This is a genomic window from Kitasatospora sp. Xyl93 (assembly GCF_055383135.1).
Genome location: NZ_AP029185.1, coordinates 7,374,161 through 7,389,880 on the forward strand (window position 1 = coordinate 7,374,161; position 15,720 = coordinate 7,389,880).

General features: G+C 75.5%; 14 protein-coding genes. 8 read left to right on the top strand and 6 right to left on the bottom strand.

Annotated features, from left to right (window positions below):
* Positions 1-109: 109 nt before the first annotated feature.
* Positions 110-877: an SDR family NAD(P)-dependent oxidoreductase gene (locus tag ACZ5GH_RS32035; protein ID WP_387754078.1), complete on the top strand. Its 768-nt coding sequence runs from the start codon at positions 110-112 to the stop codon at positions 875-877.
* Positions 878-987: 110 nt separating this feature from the next.
* Positions 988-1,587, top strand: a complete 600-nt coding sequence (locus ACZ5GH_RS32040; protein ID WP_464336017.1) for a TIGR03086 family metal-binding protein — start codon at positions 988-990, stop codon at positions 1,585-1,587.
* Between the two features lie 133 nt (positions 1,588-1,720).
* Here ACZ5GH_RS32040 and ACZ5GH_RS32045 read toward each other — a convergent pair whose 3' ends face one another.
* Complete coding sequence (locus ACZ5GH_RS32045; RefSeq protein WP_387753947.1) at positions 1,721-2,188, bottom strand: (2Fe-2S)-binding protein; 468 nt, start codon at positions 2,186-2,188, stop codon at positions 1,721-1,723.
* A gap of 62 nt (positions 2,189-2,250) precedes the next feature.
* Complete coding sequence (locus tag ACZ5GH_RS32050; protein ID WP_464336018.1) at positions 2,251-4,716, bottom strand: xanthine dehydrogenase family protein molybdopterin-binding subunit; 2,466 nt, start codon at positions 4,714-4,716, stop codon at positions 2,251-2,253.
* 478 nt (positions 4,717-5,194) lie between these two features.
* Between ACZ5GH_RS32050 and ACZ5GH_RS32055 the strand changes: the two genes are divergently transcribed.
* Entirely contained in the window at positions 5,195-6,457 is a 1,263-nt protein-coding gene (locus tag ACZ5GH_RS32055) for an MFS transporter (protein ID WP_464336019.1), read from the top strand.
* A 129-nt stretch (positions 6,458-6,586) separates the two neighbouring features.
* On the top strand, positions 6,587-7,441 hold the full coding sequence (locus ACZ5GH_RS32060) for a Mut7-C RNAse domain-containing protein (protein ID WP_464336020.1): 855 nt from the start codon (positions 6,587-6,589) through the stop codon (positions 7,439-7,441).
* A gap of 54 nt (positions 7,442-7,495) precedes the next feature.
* On the opposite strand, the gene ACZ5GH_RS32065 is transcribed toward ACZ5GH_RS32060, so the two are convergent.
* On the bottom strand, positions 7,496-8,572 hold the full coding sequence (locus ACZ5GH_RS32065) for a restriction endonuclease (protein WP_464336021.1): 1,077 nt from the start codon (positions 8,570-8,572) through the stop codon (positions 7,496-7,498).
* Positions 8,573-8,692: 120 nt separating this feature from the next.
* Positions 8,693-9,508 (bottom strand): hypothetical protein, encoded by an 816-nt coding sequence (locus tag ACZ5GH_RS32070; protein ID WP_387753935.1) that lies wholly within the window; start codon positions 9,506-9,508, stop codon positions 8,693-8,695.
* A 109-nt stretch (positions 9,509-9,617) separates the two neighbouring features.
* Between ACZ5GH_RS32070 and ACZ5GH_RS32075 the strand changes: the two genes are divergently transcribed.
* Positions 9,618-10,118 carry an inorganic diphosphatase gene (locus ACZ5GH_RS32075; protein WP_387753933.1) on the top strand — a complete coding sequence of 167 codons (501 nt, stop codon included), beginning with the start codon at positions 9,618-9,620 and terminating at the stop codon, positions 10,116-10,118.
* Between the two features lie 83 nt (positions 10,119-10,201).
* Here ACZ5GH_RS32075 and ACZ5GH_RS32080 read toward each other — a convergent pair whose 3' ends face one another.
* Positions 10,202-11,461, bottom strand: coding sequence for a pyroglutamyl-peptidase I (locus tag ACZ5GH_RS32080; protein WP_464336022.1), 1,260 nt, complete (start codon positions 11,459-11,461; stop codon positions 10,202-10,204).
* Between the two features lie 69 nt (positions 11,462-11,530).
* Between ACZ5GH_RS32080 and ACZ5GH_RS32085 the strand changes: the two genes are divergently transcribed.
* The 3 genes from ACZ5GH_RS32085 to ACZ5GH_RS32095 all read left to right on the top strand — a co-directional run bounded on the left by ACZ5GH_RS32085 (position 11,531) and on the right by ACZ5GH_RS32095 (position 14,819).
* Positions 11,531-12,724: a cytochrome P450 family protein gene (locus tag ACZ5GH_RS32085; protein WP_387753927.1), complete on the top strand. Its 1,194-nt coding sequence runs from the start codon at positions 11,531-11,533 to the stop codon at positions 12,722-12,724.
* A 238-nt stretch (positions 12,725-12,962) separates the two neighbouring features.
* Positions 12,963-14,078 (top strand): TerD family protein, encoded by a 1,116-nt coding sequence (locus ACZ5GH_RS32090; RefSeq protein WP_464336023.1) that lies wholly within the window; start codon positions 12,963-12,965, stop codon positions 14,076-14,078.
* Positions 14,079-14,207: 129 nt separating this feature from the next.
* The gene (locus tag ACZ5GH_RS32095; protein ID WP_464336024.1) at positions 14,208-14,819 is read left to right on the top strand and encodes an SUKH-4 family immunity protein; all 612 of its coding nucleotides are present in this window, start codon (positions 14,208-14,210) and stop codon (positions 14,817-14,819) included.
* 71 nt (positions 14,820-14,890) lie between these two features.
* Here the strand turns inward: ACZ5GH_RS32095 and ACZ5GH_RS32100 are convergent, their stop codons facing one another.
* Positions 14,891-15,610, bottom strand: a complete 720-nt coding sequence (locus tag ACZ5GH_RS32100) for a TetR/AcrR family transcriptional regulator (RefSeq protein WP_464336025.1) — start codon at positions 15,608-15,610, stop codon at positions 14,891-14,893.
* Between the last annotated feature and the right edge of the window lie 110 nt (positions 15,611-15,720).

The following is a 15,720-nucleotide window of genomic DNA, read 5'->3' on the forward strand; positions in this document are numbered from 1 at the left end:
GTTGTTGAACGTTGAACGCAACGTCCGAATACCGCCGGAGGTTTGAAGCGCGCCGGACCAGGATCGAGTCATGTCCGAGATCGGAACGAGGAGTTCTGGAGAGATGACCATGAACGGTGCGGCAGTGCGCAACGGTGGCGACGGCCTCGACGGCAAGGTGGCCCTGGTGACCGGTGGCAGCCGGGGAATCGGGGCGGCGGTCGCCCTGCGGCTGGCGGAGGACGGCGCCGACGTGGTGCTGACCTACCAGGGCGGCGCGGAGCGGGCCGAGGAGGTCGTCGCGAAGATCACCGCGATGGGGCGGACCGGCTGGGCCGTACGGGCGGACAGCGCCGACCCGCAGGCGGTGCAGGGCGTGGTCGAGGCCGTCGTCGAGCGGTTCGGGAGGCTGGACGTCCTGGTGAACAACGCGGGCGTCGGCGTCCTCGGCCCGATCGGCGAGCTCACGCTGGAGGACGTCGACCGGACGCTGGAGGTGAACGTCCGTGCCCCCTTCCTCTACGCCCGGGCGGCCTGCGCGCACCTGGCCGACGGCGGGCGGATCGTCACCGTCGGCAGTTGCGTCGCCCAGCGCGTCGCCTTCCCCGGCGCCACGCTGTACGCGACCAGCAAGGCGGCGCTGATCGGTCTGACCAAGGCGCTGGCCCGGGAGCTCGGGCCGCGCGGGATCACCGCCAACCTCGTCCACCCCGGGCCGATCGACACCGACATGAACCCGGCCGACGGCCCCTCGGCGGAGTTCCAGAGCGGGCTCACCGCGCTCGGCCGCTACGGCACCGGTGCGGAGGTCGCCGCCGCCGTCGCCTACCTGGTGGGCGGGGACGGCCGGTACGTCAGCGGCGCGGAGCTGGCGGTGGACGGCGGCTTCGCCGCCTGACGCGCGGGGGCCGCACGGTGTCGTGCCGGGCGGTGGTCGGCGCCCGCGCTTACGATCACCCGGCACGACACCGCGCTCCCGCACCGGGACCCCGTACCGAGAGGTGTGCCATGACCGCAGCGGAAGACCCGATCGGGCTGCTCGCCCGGGCCCTCGCGCAGACCGCCGGGCTGATCGACGGCACCGGCGTCGAGCTGGCCGGCCACCCGACGCCCTGCCGCTCCTGGGACGTCGGCGACCTGGTCAGCCATCTCCTGTACGACCTGCGGCAGTTCACCGTACGGGCGAAGGGCGGGCAGCCGGACTGGTCGCAGCCCTTCGACCGGGTCGAGGAGGACTGGCTGCACGCCTTCGAGGCCGGGGCGGAGGAGCTGGTAGGCGCCTGGCGCGCGGCCGGCGACCTCGGCGGCACCCTGGAGGTCCCCGGCTTCGGCACCCTGCCGGCCCGCTTCCCGGTGGACCAGCAGATCGCCGAATTCGCCGTCCACGGCTGGGACCTGGCCCGCGCCACCGGCCAGTCCACCGAGGGCCTGGACCACGAGGTCGCACGCGTCGCGCTGGCCTGGGCCGAGGGCGCGCTCAAGCCCGAGTACCGCGGCGCCGAGGAGGACCACCACGCCTTCGGCCCCGCCGTCGCCGTGCCCGAGGACGCCCCGGCGTACGACCGGCTCGCCGCCTTATTCGGCCGCGACCCCCGGGACGCGCCGTAGGCCCTGTCCGCGGATCAGCGGGCGGACCGGACGACGAGCCCGGCGACGCGGAGTCCCCGCCCGGCGGGCGGTGGCGGGCTTCTCGTGACGGGTGGCGAGGCCGCGCAGGGCCGACCGGCGGTGCCGGTCCGGATCAGTGCTCGGCGGCCCGCCGGGCGGCGGCCTGCTTGATCGCCTCGCGGATGCGCGGGTAGGTGCCGCAGCGGCAGATGTTCTGGATCTGGTCGATGTCCGCGTCCGTCGGATTCGGGGTGCGGCGCAGCAGGGCGACGGCGGTCATGATCTGGCCCGGCTGGCAGAAGCCGCACTGGGCGACGTCGCAGGCGAGCCAGGCCTCCTGGACCGGGTGCAGGACCTCGCCGTCGGCCAGGCCCTCGATGGTGGTGACGGTGTGGCCCGCGCAGTCCTTGACGGACCGGGTGCAGGGCTGGAACTCCCGGCCGTCCAGGTGGCTGGTGCAGGCGCGGCAGACGCCCACCCCGCAGCCGTACTTGGGACCGGTGACGCCGAGCTTGTCGCGCAGGACCCAGAGCAGCGGCATGTCGTCCGGGGCCTCGACGGTGACGGGCCGCCCGTTGAGGACGAAGGTGTGGGTGGGCATGGGGAGTCGGGATTCCTCGGCTGGTGGTCAGGAGTCTTGGCGGGACATGAGTTGGCGGTGCGTCAGAAGTTGATCGGGAAGGAGCGCGGGCTGGTGCCGGTCGCCCGGGCGTAGGCGTTGGCGACGGCGGCGGAGGCGGCCGGGACGCCCACCTCGCCCGCGCCGCCGGGCGGTCCGCTCGGCGGCATCAGGTGGATCTCGACCACCGGCGGGGTGTGCCGCTGCCGGGCGTAGTGGAAGTCGCCGTAACTGCCCTCCCGGAAGGCGCCGTTGTCCAGGTGGTTGCCGGCCCGGAGGATCACCGAGATGCCGTCGACCAGCGCGCCGGTCAGCTGGGCCTCCAGGCCCCTGGGGTTGATCACCCGGCCGACGTCGGCGACGATGACGGCCCTGGTCACCCGGGGGTCGGTCCGGTCGGTGGCGTCCAGCTCGACCAGGTAGCCGACGCAGGCGCTGTGCTCGTCGTGGTAGCCGATCCCCTGGGCGTGGCCGGGGGGCATCGGGCGGCCCCAGCCGCCCCGCGCGGCGAGCTCGTCCAGCACCGCCCGCCCGGCGGCGCCGCGCATCCGGGCGCGGCGGAAGGCCAGTTCGTCCTCGCCCATCCGGCGGGCGAGTTCGTCCATCATGATCTCGTCGGAGACCCGGACGGTACCCGAGTAGACCGAGCGCCAGCTGCCGGTGTTCAGCTCCAGCGGCAGTTCGGCGAGCAGCTGGGTGGGCACCCCGACGTCGTACGGGATCTTCTCGGTGAGCAGGAAGAACAGCTCGGAGGCGGTGAGGCCGGCCAGCGGGAGGTCGTAGCCGGCGGCGGTGAGCATGTCGCCGAGGCCGTGGCCGAGGTCGGTCCGGACGCCGGCCACGTGGTGCTCCCAGCTGAACACCTGGCCGAGGCCGTAGGTGGCCCGGACGAGGTGGTGGCTGGCCGGGCGGACCCGGCCGTGGCGCATGTCGTCGTTGCGGGTCCACATCAGCTTGACCGGGCGGCCGGCGGCCTTGGAGACCTGGGCGGCCTCCAAGGCGGCGTCGAAGAACAGCCGTCGGCCGAACGAGCCGCCGCCGCGCACCACGTGGACGGTGACGGCCTTCTCCGGCAGGCCGAGTTCGGCGGCGATGGTGCCCTGGGCGAGGATCGGGCTCTGCGCGGCGAACCACACCTCGGCCCGGTTCGGCCGGACGTCGGCGACGGCGGTGAGCACCTCCATCGGAGCGTGGTTGACGAAGGCGAAGTCGAACTCCCCCTCCACCCGGTGGGCGAACAGCGGCGGCGGGAGGGACGGCAGCTGGGCGGCGCGCAGTCGGGACCGCACGTCGGCGTCGGACAGGCCGACGACCGGGCCCGGGTTCCAGGTGGTGCGCAGCGCGTCGCGGGCCTTGAGCGCCTGGTCGAAGGTCTCGGCCAGGACGGCGACGCCGCTCGGGATCCGCACCACGCCGAGGACTCCGGGCATCGCGCGGGCGGCGGAGGCGTCCAGGGACCTGAGCGTGCCGTTGACGGTGGTCGGGCGGGCGACCACGGTGGGCACGGCGCCCGGGATCCTGAGGTCCCCGGCGTACTGGGCACGCCCGGTGACGATGTCGCGGGCGTCGATCCGGCCGGTCGGCCGGCCCACCAGGCGCAGCTGGTCGGGGTTCTTGGGGACGGCCGGGACGGCGGGGGCGGTGACGCCGGCCGCCTCGGCGGCGAGGTCGCCGTAGCCGAGGCGGCGGCCGTCGGGCGCCACGACGGCGGAGTCGGCGGTGCGCAGGGTGGTCGCGGGAACGTTCCAGCGCTTGGCGGCGGCGGTCACCAGCCGGGCCCGGGCGGCGGCGGCCGCGGCGCGCACCGGGTCGTACAGCGAGCGGATCGAGTTGGAGCCGCCGGTCAGCTGGTTGAAGACGAGTTCGGGGCGGGCGTCGGAGAGCGGGACGTCGACGTCGGAGAGCCGGGCGTCGAGCTCCTCGGCGACGATCATGGCGATCGCGGTGGTGAGGCCCTGGCCGACCTCCAGCCGGGGCAGGTGGAGGACGGCGCGGCCGGCGGGGGTGACTTCGAGGACCAGCAGGTGCGCGGTCGGCAGCCCGGCGATGATCATCGCGTCGCCGAGGTCGACGATGTCCGGGATGCCGGGCAGGCCGATCAACTGCTTCGGGAGGGCGGTCTCGTGGACCGGCACGGAGCCCGCGGGGGGAGCGGGGGCGGCGGCCCGGGCGGTGGCGGGCGCGGCGGTGTCGACGCCGAGGCCGGCGGCGACGGTGAGGGTGGGTGCGGCCAGCAGGTAGGTGAGGAAGCGCCGGCGGCGGGGGCCGCCTGCCGTCGCCCGGGAGGCCGGGCCGGTCGGAGCGGCCGGGGCAGTGGGGCTGGTCGGAGCGTCGGCGGCGTACGGGAGGGCGTGGGCGAGCGGGTGTCCGGCGTCGCCCGGCTGGCCGGTGGAGTCCGAGGGGGCGATGGAGGTGCTGATGGGAGGACACCCTTCGAGCCGGAGGCGGCGACGGAACGGGCGGCCGGGGCGGCCCCGGCCCGGTGCCTGGTCGCGAATGCCGTTGAGCATAGGAGGGCGCTACTGAGGGGTCAACACGGTCAAAGCGGGCCCCTGGTCGGCCCGATCTCGGTTTCGCGCCGGTCGGCGGAGGCGGATTCGGAGCGGGTACGGACGGCGCTTCGCAGGCGCGGGCGAGGCCGGTTCGGTACCGCTCCGAAGGGCGCGGAGGCGCCAACTGACGCCCCTCGCACGAGGGTTCAGCGGTCGGTCGGCGGTACGGCGGCGCCGTGGATTGGCCCAGGGAATTCCTTGATCACTGGACCGGTCCACTGGGCCGGTTCCTCCGTAGGGTAGGGGGCGTGCCGGAGCCGGCGGCGGTGGAGACCGACTCCGCGCGCCGCCCGTCCGGGCGCACCGAACAAGGGTGACGGACCGTGATGAGGTTTACGGCCGTGGACGGGTGCGGGTGACGGACCGTGAGGACGTCCACGGCGGCCGGGTGTCCGGGGCCGGCGGGTGATCCCCGCGAACGAGTGAAGGAGAAGCAGTGCCGACCGACCGAGCCGCCCGTCGGGGCGCCCTGCCGCCCGCCGGTCCCCAGCGGACGCTGGCGGCCGCCCAGTTGGCCGCCGCCGTCGGCGACGGCGCCTACTACACCTGCTCCGCGCTCTACTTCACCCGGGTGGTCGGGATGTCGCCGACCGCCCTCGGGCTCGGCCTCACCCTCGCCTGGGCGCTCGGCTCCCTCGCCGGCGTCCCGCTCGGCTCGCTCGCCGACCGGCGCGGCCCCCGCCGCACCTCGGTGGCGCTCGCGCTCGGCACGGCGGCCGTGGTCGCCGCCCTGCTGGTGATCCGCTCCTACCCGCTGTTCCTGCTCGCGGTCTGCCTCTACGCCACCGCGCAGTCCGGCCTCACCGCCGCCCGGCAGGCGCTGGTCGCCGCCCTGGTGCCGCCCGCGCAGCGGACCGCGCTGCTCGCCCACGTCCAGTCGACCCTCAACGGGGGACTGGCCGTCGGCGCGGCGATCGGCGGCATCGCGCTCGGCGTCGGCACCCGTACCGCCTACCTGGCCGCCTTCGCCGTCACCGCGCTCGGCTTCCTGCTCGGCGCGCTGGTCCTGCGGCGGCTGCCCGAAGCCCCGCCCGCGGCAGGGCCGTCGGACGCCGGGCCGCGCCTCGCCGTGCTGCGCGACCGCCGGTACGCCGCCGTCACCGCCGTCAACGCCGTCCTGCTGCTGCGGATGCCGCTGCTCAGCCTGATCATCCCGCTCTGGATCGCCGCCCGCGCCCCCGGGATCGGCTGGCTCGGCTCGGCGCTCTTCGTGCTCAACACCCTTGCGGTGCTGGCCTTCCAGGTCCGGGCGGCGCGGGGCATCACCGGCCTGGACCCGGCCGCCCGGGCGGTGCGCTCCGCCGGGCTGCTGCTGCTCGGCTCCTGCGCCGTCTTCGGACTGTCCGCGCTGGACGTGCCGGTGTGGGCGGTCGGCGCGCTGCTGGTCGCGGCCTCCGTCCTGCAGGTGACCGGGGAGATGCGGCAGTCCGCCGGCAGCTGGCAGATCGCCTTCGACCTCGCCCCGCCCGGGCGGATCGGCCAGTACCAGGGCTTCTTCGGCACCGGCATCGCCGTCGCCCGCACCCTCGGGCCGCTGCTGCTCACCGCGCTGCTGCTGGAAGGGGGCCTGGCCGGCTGGCTGGTCCTGGGCGGAGTGTTCCTCGTGGCGGGGTACGCGATGGGCCCGGTCGCCCGCTGGGCGGCGCGGGACGGCCGTCACGCGGTGACACCGCCGACACCGGTGGCCGCGGGCGCCTGACCTCGGACCTCGCGACGGCGGGGATGTCACGACGGCGGGGATGTCGCGACGGCGGGGCGGCGGGGACCTTGCGGGCGGCGGGCCGGAAACCGGTGGCCCCGGCCCGCCGCCCGCTGGCATGCTGGCCGCGTGGACCGACCCCAGATCTCGCTCGACTTCGCCCCCGAGCTGCACCTCTTCGTCTCCGCGCCCCGGCGGGCCGGCCGCACCGCGCTGGGCACCGACGGCACCTCCACCCTCGGCCACGTCGTCGAGTCCCTGGGCGTCCCGCTCACCGAGGTCGGCGCACTGCTGGTGGACGGCCGGACCGTGCCCGACACCCACGTCCCGGCCGACGGCGAGGAGATCGCCGTCCGCGCCGTGGCCAGGCCGCAGCCCTCGCCCGTCCCCGCGCGCTTCCTGCTCGACGTCCACCTCGGCACCCTCGCCCGCCGGCTGCGCCTGCTCGGCGTGGACGCCGCGTACGAGAACCCCGACATCGGAGACGCCGCCCTGGCCGCCCGCTCGGCCGCCGAACAGCGGATCATGCTCTCCCGCGACCGCGGCCTGCTGCGCCGCCGCGAACTGTGGGCCGGCGCGTACGTCTACAGCCACCGCCCCGCCGAGCAACTGCGCGACGTGCTCTCCCGTTTCGCGCCGCCGCTCGCGCCCTGGAGCCGCTGCACCACCTGCAACGGCACCCTGCTCCCGGCCACCAAGACCTCGGTGCGCGAGCAGCTGCGGGACGGCACCGAGCGCTCCTACGACGCCTTCGCCCGGTGCACCGACTGCGGCCAGGCCTACTGGCGCGGTGCCCACCACGCCCGGCTGGAGGCGATCGTCACCGAGGCGGTGCGCGACTTCGGCGGCGGCGGCGACGGCCGGACGGGCGGGCCGAGCGGTTCGGGCGGGACCGGCGCCACCGGCCAGGAGCCCGGGGACGGCCAGGGCCGGGTCGTGGTCGTCCCGGGGTGGAGCGCTCCGGCGGACGGCCCGTTGTCGTAGAACACCAGGGCCGTCGTACGGGGCGCCCGGCCCGGGCCGGACGCCCCGCCCCCGTCAGGCGTCCACGACCTCCAGCCCGTACGCGATCACGGCCTGTCGCAGCCCGCCCGGGTACCCGGCGAGCGCCGGGGTGAACTCCCAGTCCCCGGACGGCTCGCGGTCGAACCGGCCGAGCCGCATCGCGGTGTTGGTCTCCGCGCCGTCCGCCAGGTGCACCACGGCCGCGTCCTGCCCGGAGCCGGCCTCCAGGATCAGCGCCGGCCCGGCGAACCCGCCCATGGTGGCCTCCGGGTGGTTCTCGGTGTCGGCGGCGGCGATGACGACCAGCCGGTCGACCTCGGCGGGCAGCGCGTCGAAGTCGACCATCAGGCAGGCGTTCGCGTCGCCGTAGCCGGTCACCAGCCGCACCGAACCGTCGGGCGTCGAACCGTTGTTGTAGAACACCAGGTGGTCGTCGGAGAGCGCCACGTTCCCGGTGCAGACCAGGGCGGCGATGTCGTACTCCTCCTCCCCGGTCCAGTGCAGCAGCAGCCGGGACGGCTCGGTGGCCACCTCGATCGCGGGCAGCCCGTCCAGGGCGCCGGCCTCGGCGGCGGCCTCGTCCTGGGCGTCCGCGAAGACCTCGTGGAAACCGTGGTGCTTGAGCAGGCCGACCAGCTCGGCGCCGTTGAGCAGGGTGATCGGCTTGCCCGCGACGAACTGGTGCGAGCTGGGGCCGAACCTGCTGGTGGTGACCAGGACGGCCTTGGTCGCGGCCTGGTCGTGCCGCAGCGTCCCGTACAGGTCCCGCACCGCGGAGGGCGCCACCGTGTCCCGGTACCGCTTCACCTGCACGATGACGTTGCCGCCGCGGAACGGGTCCGGGTCGATGCCGCGGACGTCCACCCCGCCGTCCCGCGACCGGGCGGTCAGCTCGACCTTCATGCCCATCGCCTCCATCAGCCGGGCGATCAGTCCCTCGAACTCGACCGGGTCCATCGCCAGCAGCAGCTGGAGCTCGCGGACGCGCCTCGCCATCCGGCCGCGGTTGGCGTTGGTGTCGTCGCGGAGGTGTCGGAACAGCGCGCGCTGCGCGCGGCGTTCGTCGGTGTCGGGGTTGCTGAGGCGGTGGAGCTTCCGGCTCCGGGACATGGGCGTGCCCCCTCTTGCATGGTGACGGTTGTTGCAGGCGTCACCGTAGGGGAATCGTGGACGAAGAACTGCCGGGCCGTCAGTTCGCCGCACAATCGAGACCTGGGGCGACGCGCGGCGCTACGGCGCCCGCAGGTCCAGGGTCCAGGCGTGGGTGGTGTAGGCCCCCATGCGGGTGGGATGGCGTTCCACCAGGTTGACGGTGAGGCGGTCGGCGGTGCGGTGCAGCGAGCCGCTGAAGCGCGGCCGGTCCTCCGGGGGCAGGGGCAGCAGTTCGGCCAGCACGGCGTGGTCCAGGTCCCGGCCGACCGCGCGCAGCACCCCCGCGTCCAGCACCAGCAGGGTGCCGTCCGACAGCACCAGCGGCGGCGGGGCCTGCGGGTCGGTGAGCCGCGGGCCGGGCTCGATCCGGCCGCCGGGCAGCAGGCGGACCACCCGGCTCCCGGTGGGGTGGCGGCGGTCCGTCTCGACCACCCGCAGGCCGCTGCCGACCACGTAGTGGCCGTAGCTGCGCCAGGAGTCGACCAGGGCGCCGTCCCGGTCGTACGCCCAGGTGTCGAAGGTGTCGTAGCCCTCCAGGCCGAGCACGAAGCGGCCGCCGCCGAGCGCCGCGCCGCGCTCGCCGCGCAGTTCGGCGACGGTGCGGCCGTCGGCGAGGTCCAGCAGCAGGGCCGGGCCGAGGTGGCCCCAGGCGGTGTACTCGAAGGAGTCGGTGGTGACCAGCGCCCGTCCGGAGGACAGGTGCGCCGCGTTCGGACGGCCCGGGCAGGACCGCCGCCAGCGGACGCCGCCGGTGGCGTCGGCGCAGACGAGTCCGCCGTCCCGGGCGTGCAGTTCGATCCCGTCCCGGCGGGCCAGCGGCCCCTCCGGGAGCCCCTGCGGCCGACCGCCCCTGCGGCGACGGTGGTCCAGGACAGTGACCCGCCAGCTCCCCATGTGCCGGATGGTAGTGGAGCCGGCTGAACGGCGGGGGTGCTTTCGGTGGCCGCCCGGACGGCGGACAATCCCCGCAGAAGCCGAGGAGGAGCCGAAGGAGGAGGCCGCGGTGGAGTTCGAGGTCATGATCGAGATCCCGCAGGGGTCGCGGAACAAGTACGTGATGGACTTCGTCGCGGGCCGGATCCGGCTGGACCGCACCCTCTTCACGGCCACCGCCTACCCCACCGACTACGGCTACGTCGAGGGCACCCTCGGCGGCGACGGCGAGCCGCTGGACGCCCTGGTGCTCGGCGGCGAGCCGGCCGTCCCCGGCTGCGTGCTGACCTGCCGGGCGGTGGGCCTGTGGGTGATGCGCGACGAGCGCGGCCCGGACCAGAAGGTGCTCTGCGTGCCGGCCCGCGACCCGCGCTACGCGGACCTGCGGGACATCGGCGACCTGCGCGAGTTCGACCTGCTGGAGATCACCCACTTCTTCCAGGTGTACAAGGACCTGGAGCGCGGCAAGTCCGTCGAGGGCTCGCACTGGGCGGGCCGCGACGCCGCCTACGCCGAGATCGCCGAGTCGCGCGCCCGCGCGGCGGGCACCCGCTACGCCGACCCGGCGTAGCGGGTGCCCGGGGCCCGGGACGAGCGGCCGGTCCCGGACCGGCCGTCAGGACTGGGGTGGGGCCGACCGGGAAGGACGGCCCGTCAGAGCCGGACGGTGCTCAGGATCGCCCGCACCTCGTCGCCGATCGCGGCCTCGTTCCGCTCGAACTCCGGTGCGGTGAGCAGGTCCGGGTCGGACGGCAGCCCGGTCAGCACCGGGGTGTGCAGATGGCCGCCGGGGAGGTCCGGGGCGAGGAACGCGCGCAGCCGGTTGGAGCGGTAGGCGACCTCGTTGGAGAGGTACCCGCCGCCGCCACCGGCGACCGCGCGGGAGCCGGGGGTGGGGCCGTCCGGCCGGAAGACCGGGGCGGTGGCGCCCGCCGGGATCTCGGTGACGAAGGTGTTGAGCAGCACCGGGAAGGGCTGCTGGACGGCCGTCATGGCGTCGGTCGGCAGCGTGGTGCGGATGAACTGCGGCCCGGGGCCCAGCCCGGGGGCGTCCACCGGGTGCAGGAAGGTGCCGCCGGAGAGCGCGGCCACGTTGTCGGTCGCCGGGTCGGCGGAGCGGGCGCGCCCGGCCCACCGCTCCAGGGTGAACTTGCCCGGGTAGCCCTGGCTGATGCTGGTGATCAGGTCGGCGGACCGCCGGCCCGGCCGCAGGTGCGGGGCGAAGGCGCGCTCCACGATGCCGTCGTCGAAGTCCCCGTAGCGCACCGGCAGCACGACCGCCCGGACCTCCGCGGTGCTGCCGTCGGCGAGCGTGATCCGCTGCCCGTGCAGCTGCAGGACGGCCGAGCCGGAGGGGTTGGCGCGGCGCGGCTCGGTGTCCAGGCCGAACGGGTCGAAGCCGCTGACGAAGATCCTCCGGACGTCGGGGGCGGCGCTGAAGCCGTCGTCCAGACCGCGTGAGGCGTCCTCGAAGCGGGCCCGCAGCGCGGCGTGGTCGACGTCGAACCCGGGCTGCCAGCGCGCCAGTCGGACGGTCATGGCGAGCCTGGTCCAGTACAGCGGGCGGTCGTCCCGGGCGGGCAGGTCGCCGCTCGGGCGGCGGCCCTGGGCGCGGTCCAGGCCGGCCTGCCAGAGCGTCCGGCCCCAGGCGGCCACCACCCGCTCGGCCTGCCGGGCGTTTCGGGCGGCGCACAGGGCGGAGGGGAAGGCCCCGGGCAGCTCGCCCAGGCCGGAGCGCTCGGTGAACCCGGCCGTACGGGCGTCCTGGAGGCGGGCCTGCTCGGCGTCCAGCGGTACGGTGGCGGAGGTGCGGCAGCCGGCCGGGGCGGCCTGGGCGGCGGCCGGGGCCAGCAGGGCGGCGAGCGTTCCGGTGAGTGCGGCGGCCAGTCCGGCGGCGCGGCGTAGACATGTCATGTCCGCTGACAATAGGTCCGGGCCTGACGGCCCGCCAGGGTGCCGCCGCGCTGCCCGTAGGCTGGGCCGGTGACCTCGCCCGACCTCTCCCTGAAGACCCTGATCGCCGACCCGTACGGCGGCTACACCCGGCTGCGCGCCGACGCCCCGGTCCACCGGGTCATCGGCCCGGACGGCCTGCCGTTCTGGCTGGTGACCCGCTACGCCGACGTCCGCCAGGCGCTCGCCGACCCCCGGCTCGCCCTCGACAAGGCGCACGCCGCGCCCGGCAACTACCGGGGCTTCGCGCTGCCGCCCGCGCTGGACGCCAACCTGCTCAACATGGACCCGCCTGACCACACCCGGATCCGGCGGCTGGTCTCCCAGGCCTTCACCCCGCGCCGGGTCGCCGCCCTGCGCGCGCCGATCGAGAAGGTCGCCGAGCAACTGCTCGACGCCATCGAGCCGCTCGGCCGCGCCGACCTGCTCGCGACCTACGCCGCGCCGCTGCCGATCACCGTCATCTGCGACCTGCTCGGCGTCCCCGAGGACGACCGGCACGACTTCCGCGCCTGGACCGACTCCCTGATCACCCCCGACCCCGACCGCCCCGAGGCGGCCAGGGCCGCCGTCAAGGCGATGCTCGGCTTCTTCACCGGCCTGATCGAGCGCAAGCGCACCGAACCCGGCGACGACCTGCTCTCCGACCTGATCGCCGCCCGGGACGACCAGGAGGGCGGCGGACGGCTCAGTGAGGACGAGCTGACCTCGCTCGCCTTCCTGATCCTCTTCGCCGGCTACGAGAACACCGTCCACCTGATCGCCAACGCCGTCCTGGCCCTGCTCACCCACCCCGGGCAGCTGGCCGCCCTGCGCGCCGAACCGGAGCTGATCGGCGGAGCGGTCGAGGAGTTCGCCCGCTTCGACGGCCCCGCCCCGCTGGCCATCCGGCGCTTCCCGCGCGAGGACCTCGCCATCGGCGGCGTCACCGTCCCGGCGGGGGAGACCGTGCTGCTCGCGCTCGGCTCCGCCAACCGCGACCCGGAGCAGTTCACCGACCCCGACCGGCTCGACCTGCACCGCCGGGAGACCGGCCACCTCGCCCTCGGGCACGGCATCCACTACTGCCTGGGCGCGCCGCTCGCCCGGATGGAGACCGCCCTCGCGCTCACCGCGCTGCTGCGCCGCTTCCCCGGACTCGCCCTGGACGTGCCGGTCGAGCGGCTGCGCCACCGGCCCACGCTGCGCGCCCGGGGGCTGTTGGAGCTGCCCGTCCGGTACTGAGACCGGTGCCGAGACCGGTGCCGAGACCGGTGCCGGGAGGGCCGCCGAAGGGCGCCCGGGGCGTCGCCCCAGGCGCCGCTCGGGGTCTTCCGGCGCCGGTCGGGCGGGGTTCCGCCGCTGGTGGGGCGGTGTTCCGGCGTTGACGGAAAACCGACGGTTCGCCCGGGAACCGATGCGAGTTCTACAGCGTTGTCGAGGTTGAAACAGCGGTACTCGTACGGTGGTGGAGGAAGTTTCCATGAGCGTGGCCCTGACGAAGGGCGGCAACGTCTCCCTGGGCAGGCAGGCCCCCGGGCTGCAGGTGGTGCGAGTGGGCCTCGGCTGGACGGCCGGGGCCGGGTACGACCTGGACGCCAGCGCGCTGCTCTGCGGGGCGGACGGGAAGGTCGCCTCGGACCAGCACTTCGTCTTCTTCAACAACCTGCGGAGCCCGGACGGCTCGGTACGCCACCAGGGCGCGACCGGCGGCGGCGCGGACCGGGAGCAGATCGAGGTCCGGCTCGCGGAGGTCTCCGCCGCGGTGGAGCGGATCGTCTTCGCGGTGGCGATCTACGACGCGGCGCAGCGGCGGCAGTCCTTCGGGCAGGTCCGCGGCGCCCACATCCGGGTCGTCGACCCGGACGGCGGCGCCGAGGTGGCCCGGTACGACGTGGCGCCGGAGGCCGGCAGCGAGACGGCGATGGTGTTCGGCGAGCTGTACCGGCACGGCGCGGACTGGAAGTTCCGGGCGGTCGGGCAGGGGTACGCCGCGGGGCTGGCGGGCATCGCCGCCGACTTCGGGGTGGACGTCCTGCAGCCGGCGCCCGCCGCCGCCCCGGCCGTGCCACCCGCCCCGCCCGCCCCGCCCGCCCCGATCGCACCGCCAGCCCCGCTCGCTCCGGCGAAGCCGCCGGTCGCGCCGCCCGTCGTCCCGGTCGCGGCGGTGGCGGCGCCGGTGCCCGCCGTGGCGCCCGCCGCCGCACCCGCCGTTCCGACGGCCTGGCCCGGATCAGGGAGTTCCCCCGTGACGTGTTTCTTCGACCCCTCGCACGGCGCCGGCACCGCGGCGGTGCTCTGGTCCCCGCAGTGGGGCGCGCCGCGCCAGATCGAGGCCTGCGCGGCCTGCGCCCAGCGGGTGCAGACCACCGCGCCGCCGTTCTACACCCCGGCGCAGGGCGGCTACCCGCAGCCGGTCCCGCAGGGCCAGCCGCAGTCCCCCGGCCAGCAGGCCCAGGGCGGGCGGCGCTTCGGGGCCGGCGCGCTGATCGGGGCGGGCGCGGCCGGCCTGGTCGGTGGCGCGCTGCTGAACGAGGCCTTCGACGACGACCCGCAGGTGGTCGTCAACAACTACTACGAGGACGACGGCTTCTTCTAGGAGGCTTCCGCCAGGCCGTCAGGCCGTGGTCCCCGGAGGGGCCGCCGGGGACGCCCCCGGCGGCCCGCGCCGTCGGTGCGGTGCGCTTGAATGCCCGGGAGCACCGTTCCGACCGGGGGAGATGTACCGATGACCACGTCCGACGCCGAACTGGCGGCCGCCGCCGCGAACCCCACCGCGGCCTGGCTGGAGTCCTGCTTCGGGCCGGGCGCGCTGTGGCGGCCCGAGCCGGGGGAACTGCCCGGGCGGCTGACGTCGCAGGGCGCCCGGGCGTTCCTGACCGAGGTCGGCCTGCCGGCCGTCGAGCTCGGCTTCCTCGGCTTCGACGCCACCGACCTGCCCGAGCGCGGGATGTGGGAGGCGGATCTGGACGACCTGTTCGGCGAGCGCACGCCGGACGACGACACTCCGCCGAGCAACTGGGGTTACTGCGTCGGCACCTTCGACGCGTGGCACCTGATGGTGGCCGGCGACGGCGCCGTACGGATCTACAACGCGGACGGCTGGGACCACGGGCGCGGCTACGGCGGCTGGGCGGCCGACTCGCTGCCCGCGCTGGTCGGCGCGCTGGCGGTGCTGGCCCGGCTGGAGGAGCGGATCCGCGAGGGCGACGCCGGGGCCGCGCTGGACGGGTTCGCCGCGCTGGTGGCCGAGTTGGGGCAGGGGCCGGACGACTCGGACCTCTGGGTGCGGCTGCTGGAGGACCTGCGCGAGGAGTACGCGGAGCCGGACGAGGACTGACCGTCCCGTGCCGGGCGGCCGCACAACGCTTCTGCGCTGTGCGGCCGTCGGCGTTCTCGCCGGCCGTGCGGTCAGGCTCCCCGGCGCCGGTACGCCCCGGCCCGGGCCGCCGCCACGGCGGCCTCCGCCGCGCGGTCGGCGGCCGCCTCGTCCAGCGGTTCGGCGGTGGTGAGCATCCGGTAGTAGAGCGGCGCCGAGACCGCCCGGACGACCTCGAACTCATCTGTGTCCGCCGGGAGTTCGCCGCGTTCGACGGCCGCGGTGACGCACGGCGCCCACTCCTCGACCCGGCGCCGGTAGAAGTGCCGCAGCGCCTCGGCCGCGTCCGGGTCGCAGGTCGCCGCCACGATGACGGCGCGGAACAGCGCGCCCTGCCGGGGGTCGGCCAGGGTCTGCTGGACGAGCCGGGCGTTGGCCCGCAGGTCCCCGGCGAGGGAGCCGCTGTCGGTGCGCGGCAGCGACTGTTCGGCCATGTCCGCGAGGAGGTCCGCGACCAGTGCGGTGGTGCCGCCCCAGCGGCGGTAGACGGTGGTGCGGCCGACCTCGGCCCGCTGGGCGATGTCGCCGAGGTCGAGGCCACTGAAGCCGTGCTCGACCAGGGCGTCCTCGGCGGCGCGCAGGACGGCGGCGCGCACCCGGGCGGTCCGGCCGCCGGGGCGGACCGTGCCGGGCGTCGTCGGCTCGGGCGTCGAAGGCTCGGGTGTCGTCGGCTCGGACGGGGACGATTCGGACCGGGACGAGTCGGGCGGGGACGGCTCGGACGACGGCGCCGGCGGGGAGGGCTCGACCATTAACGGGATTCCTGTTCCATTAGGCGGCTGGACTCTGCTAGGTTCGAGGCATCCTAACGGAACGGGAGTCCCATTAGGGGCTTCGAGGGGAGAACCGTCATGACCGACAC

Coding starts and splice junctions, on each gene's coding strand:
- ACZ5GH_RS32035 (WP_387754078.1), top strand. CDS start 110: ATGAACGGTGCGGCAGTGCGCAACGGTGGCGACGGCCTCGACGGCAAG.
- ACZ5GH_RS32090 (WP_464336023.1), top strand. CDS start 12,963: ATGAGCGTGGCCCTGACGAAGGGCGGCAACGTCTCCCTGGGCAGGCAG.
- ACZ5GH_RS32040 (WP_464336017.1), top strand. CDS start 988: ATGACCGCAGCGGAAGACCCGATCGGGCTGCTCGCCCGGGCCCTCGCG.
- ACZ5GH_RS32070 (WP_387753935.1), bottom strand. CDS start 9,508: ATGGGGAGCTGGCGGGTCACTGTCCTGGACCACCGTCGCCGCAGGGGC.
- ACZ5GH_RS32050 (WP_464336018.1), bottom strand. CDS start 4,716: ATGCTCAACGGCATTCGCGACCAGGCACCGGGCCGGGGCCGCCCCGGC.
- ACZ5GH_RS32045 (WP_387753947.1), bottom strand. CDS start 2,188: ATGCCCACCCACACCTTCGTCCTCAACGGGCGGCCCGTCACCGTCGAG.
- ACZ5GH_RS32065 (WP_464336021.1), bottom strand. CDS start 8,572: ATGTCCCGGAGCCGGAAGCTCCACCGCCTCAGCAACCCCGACACCGAC.
- ACZ5GH_RS32095 (WP_464336024.1), top strand. CDS start 14,208: ATGACCACGTCCGACGCCGAACTGGCGGCCGCCGCCGCGAACCCCACC.
- ACZ5GH_RS32080 (WP_464336022.1), bottom strand. CDS start 11,461: ATGACATGTCTACGCCGCGCCGCCGGACTGGCCGCCGCACTCACCGGA.
- ACZ5GH_RS32100 (WP_464336025.1), bottom strand. CDS start 15,610: ATGGTCGAGCCCTCCCCGCCGGCGCCGTCGTCCGAGCCGTCCCCGCCC.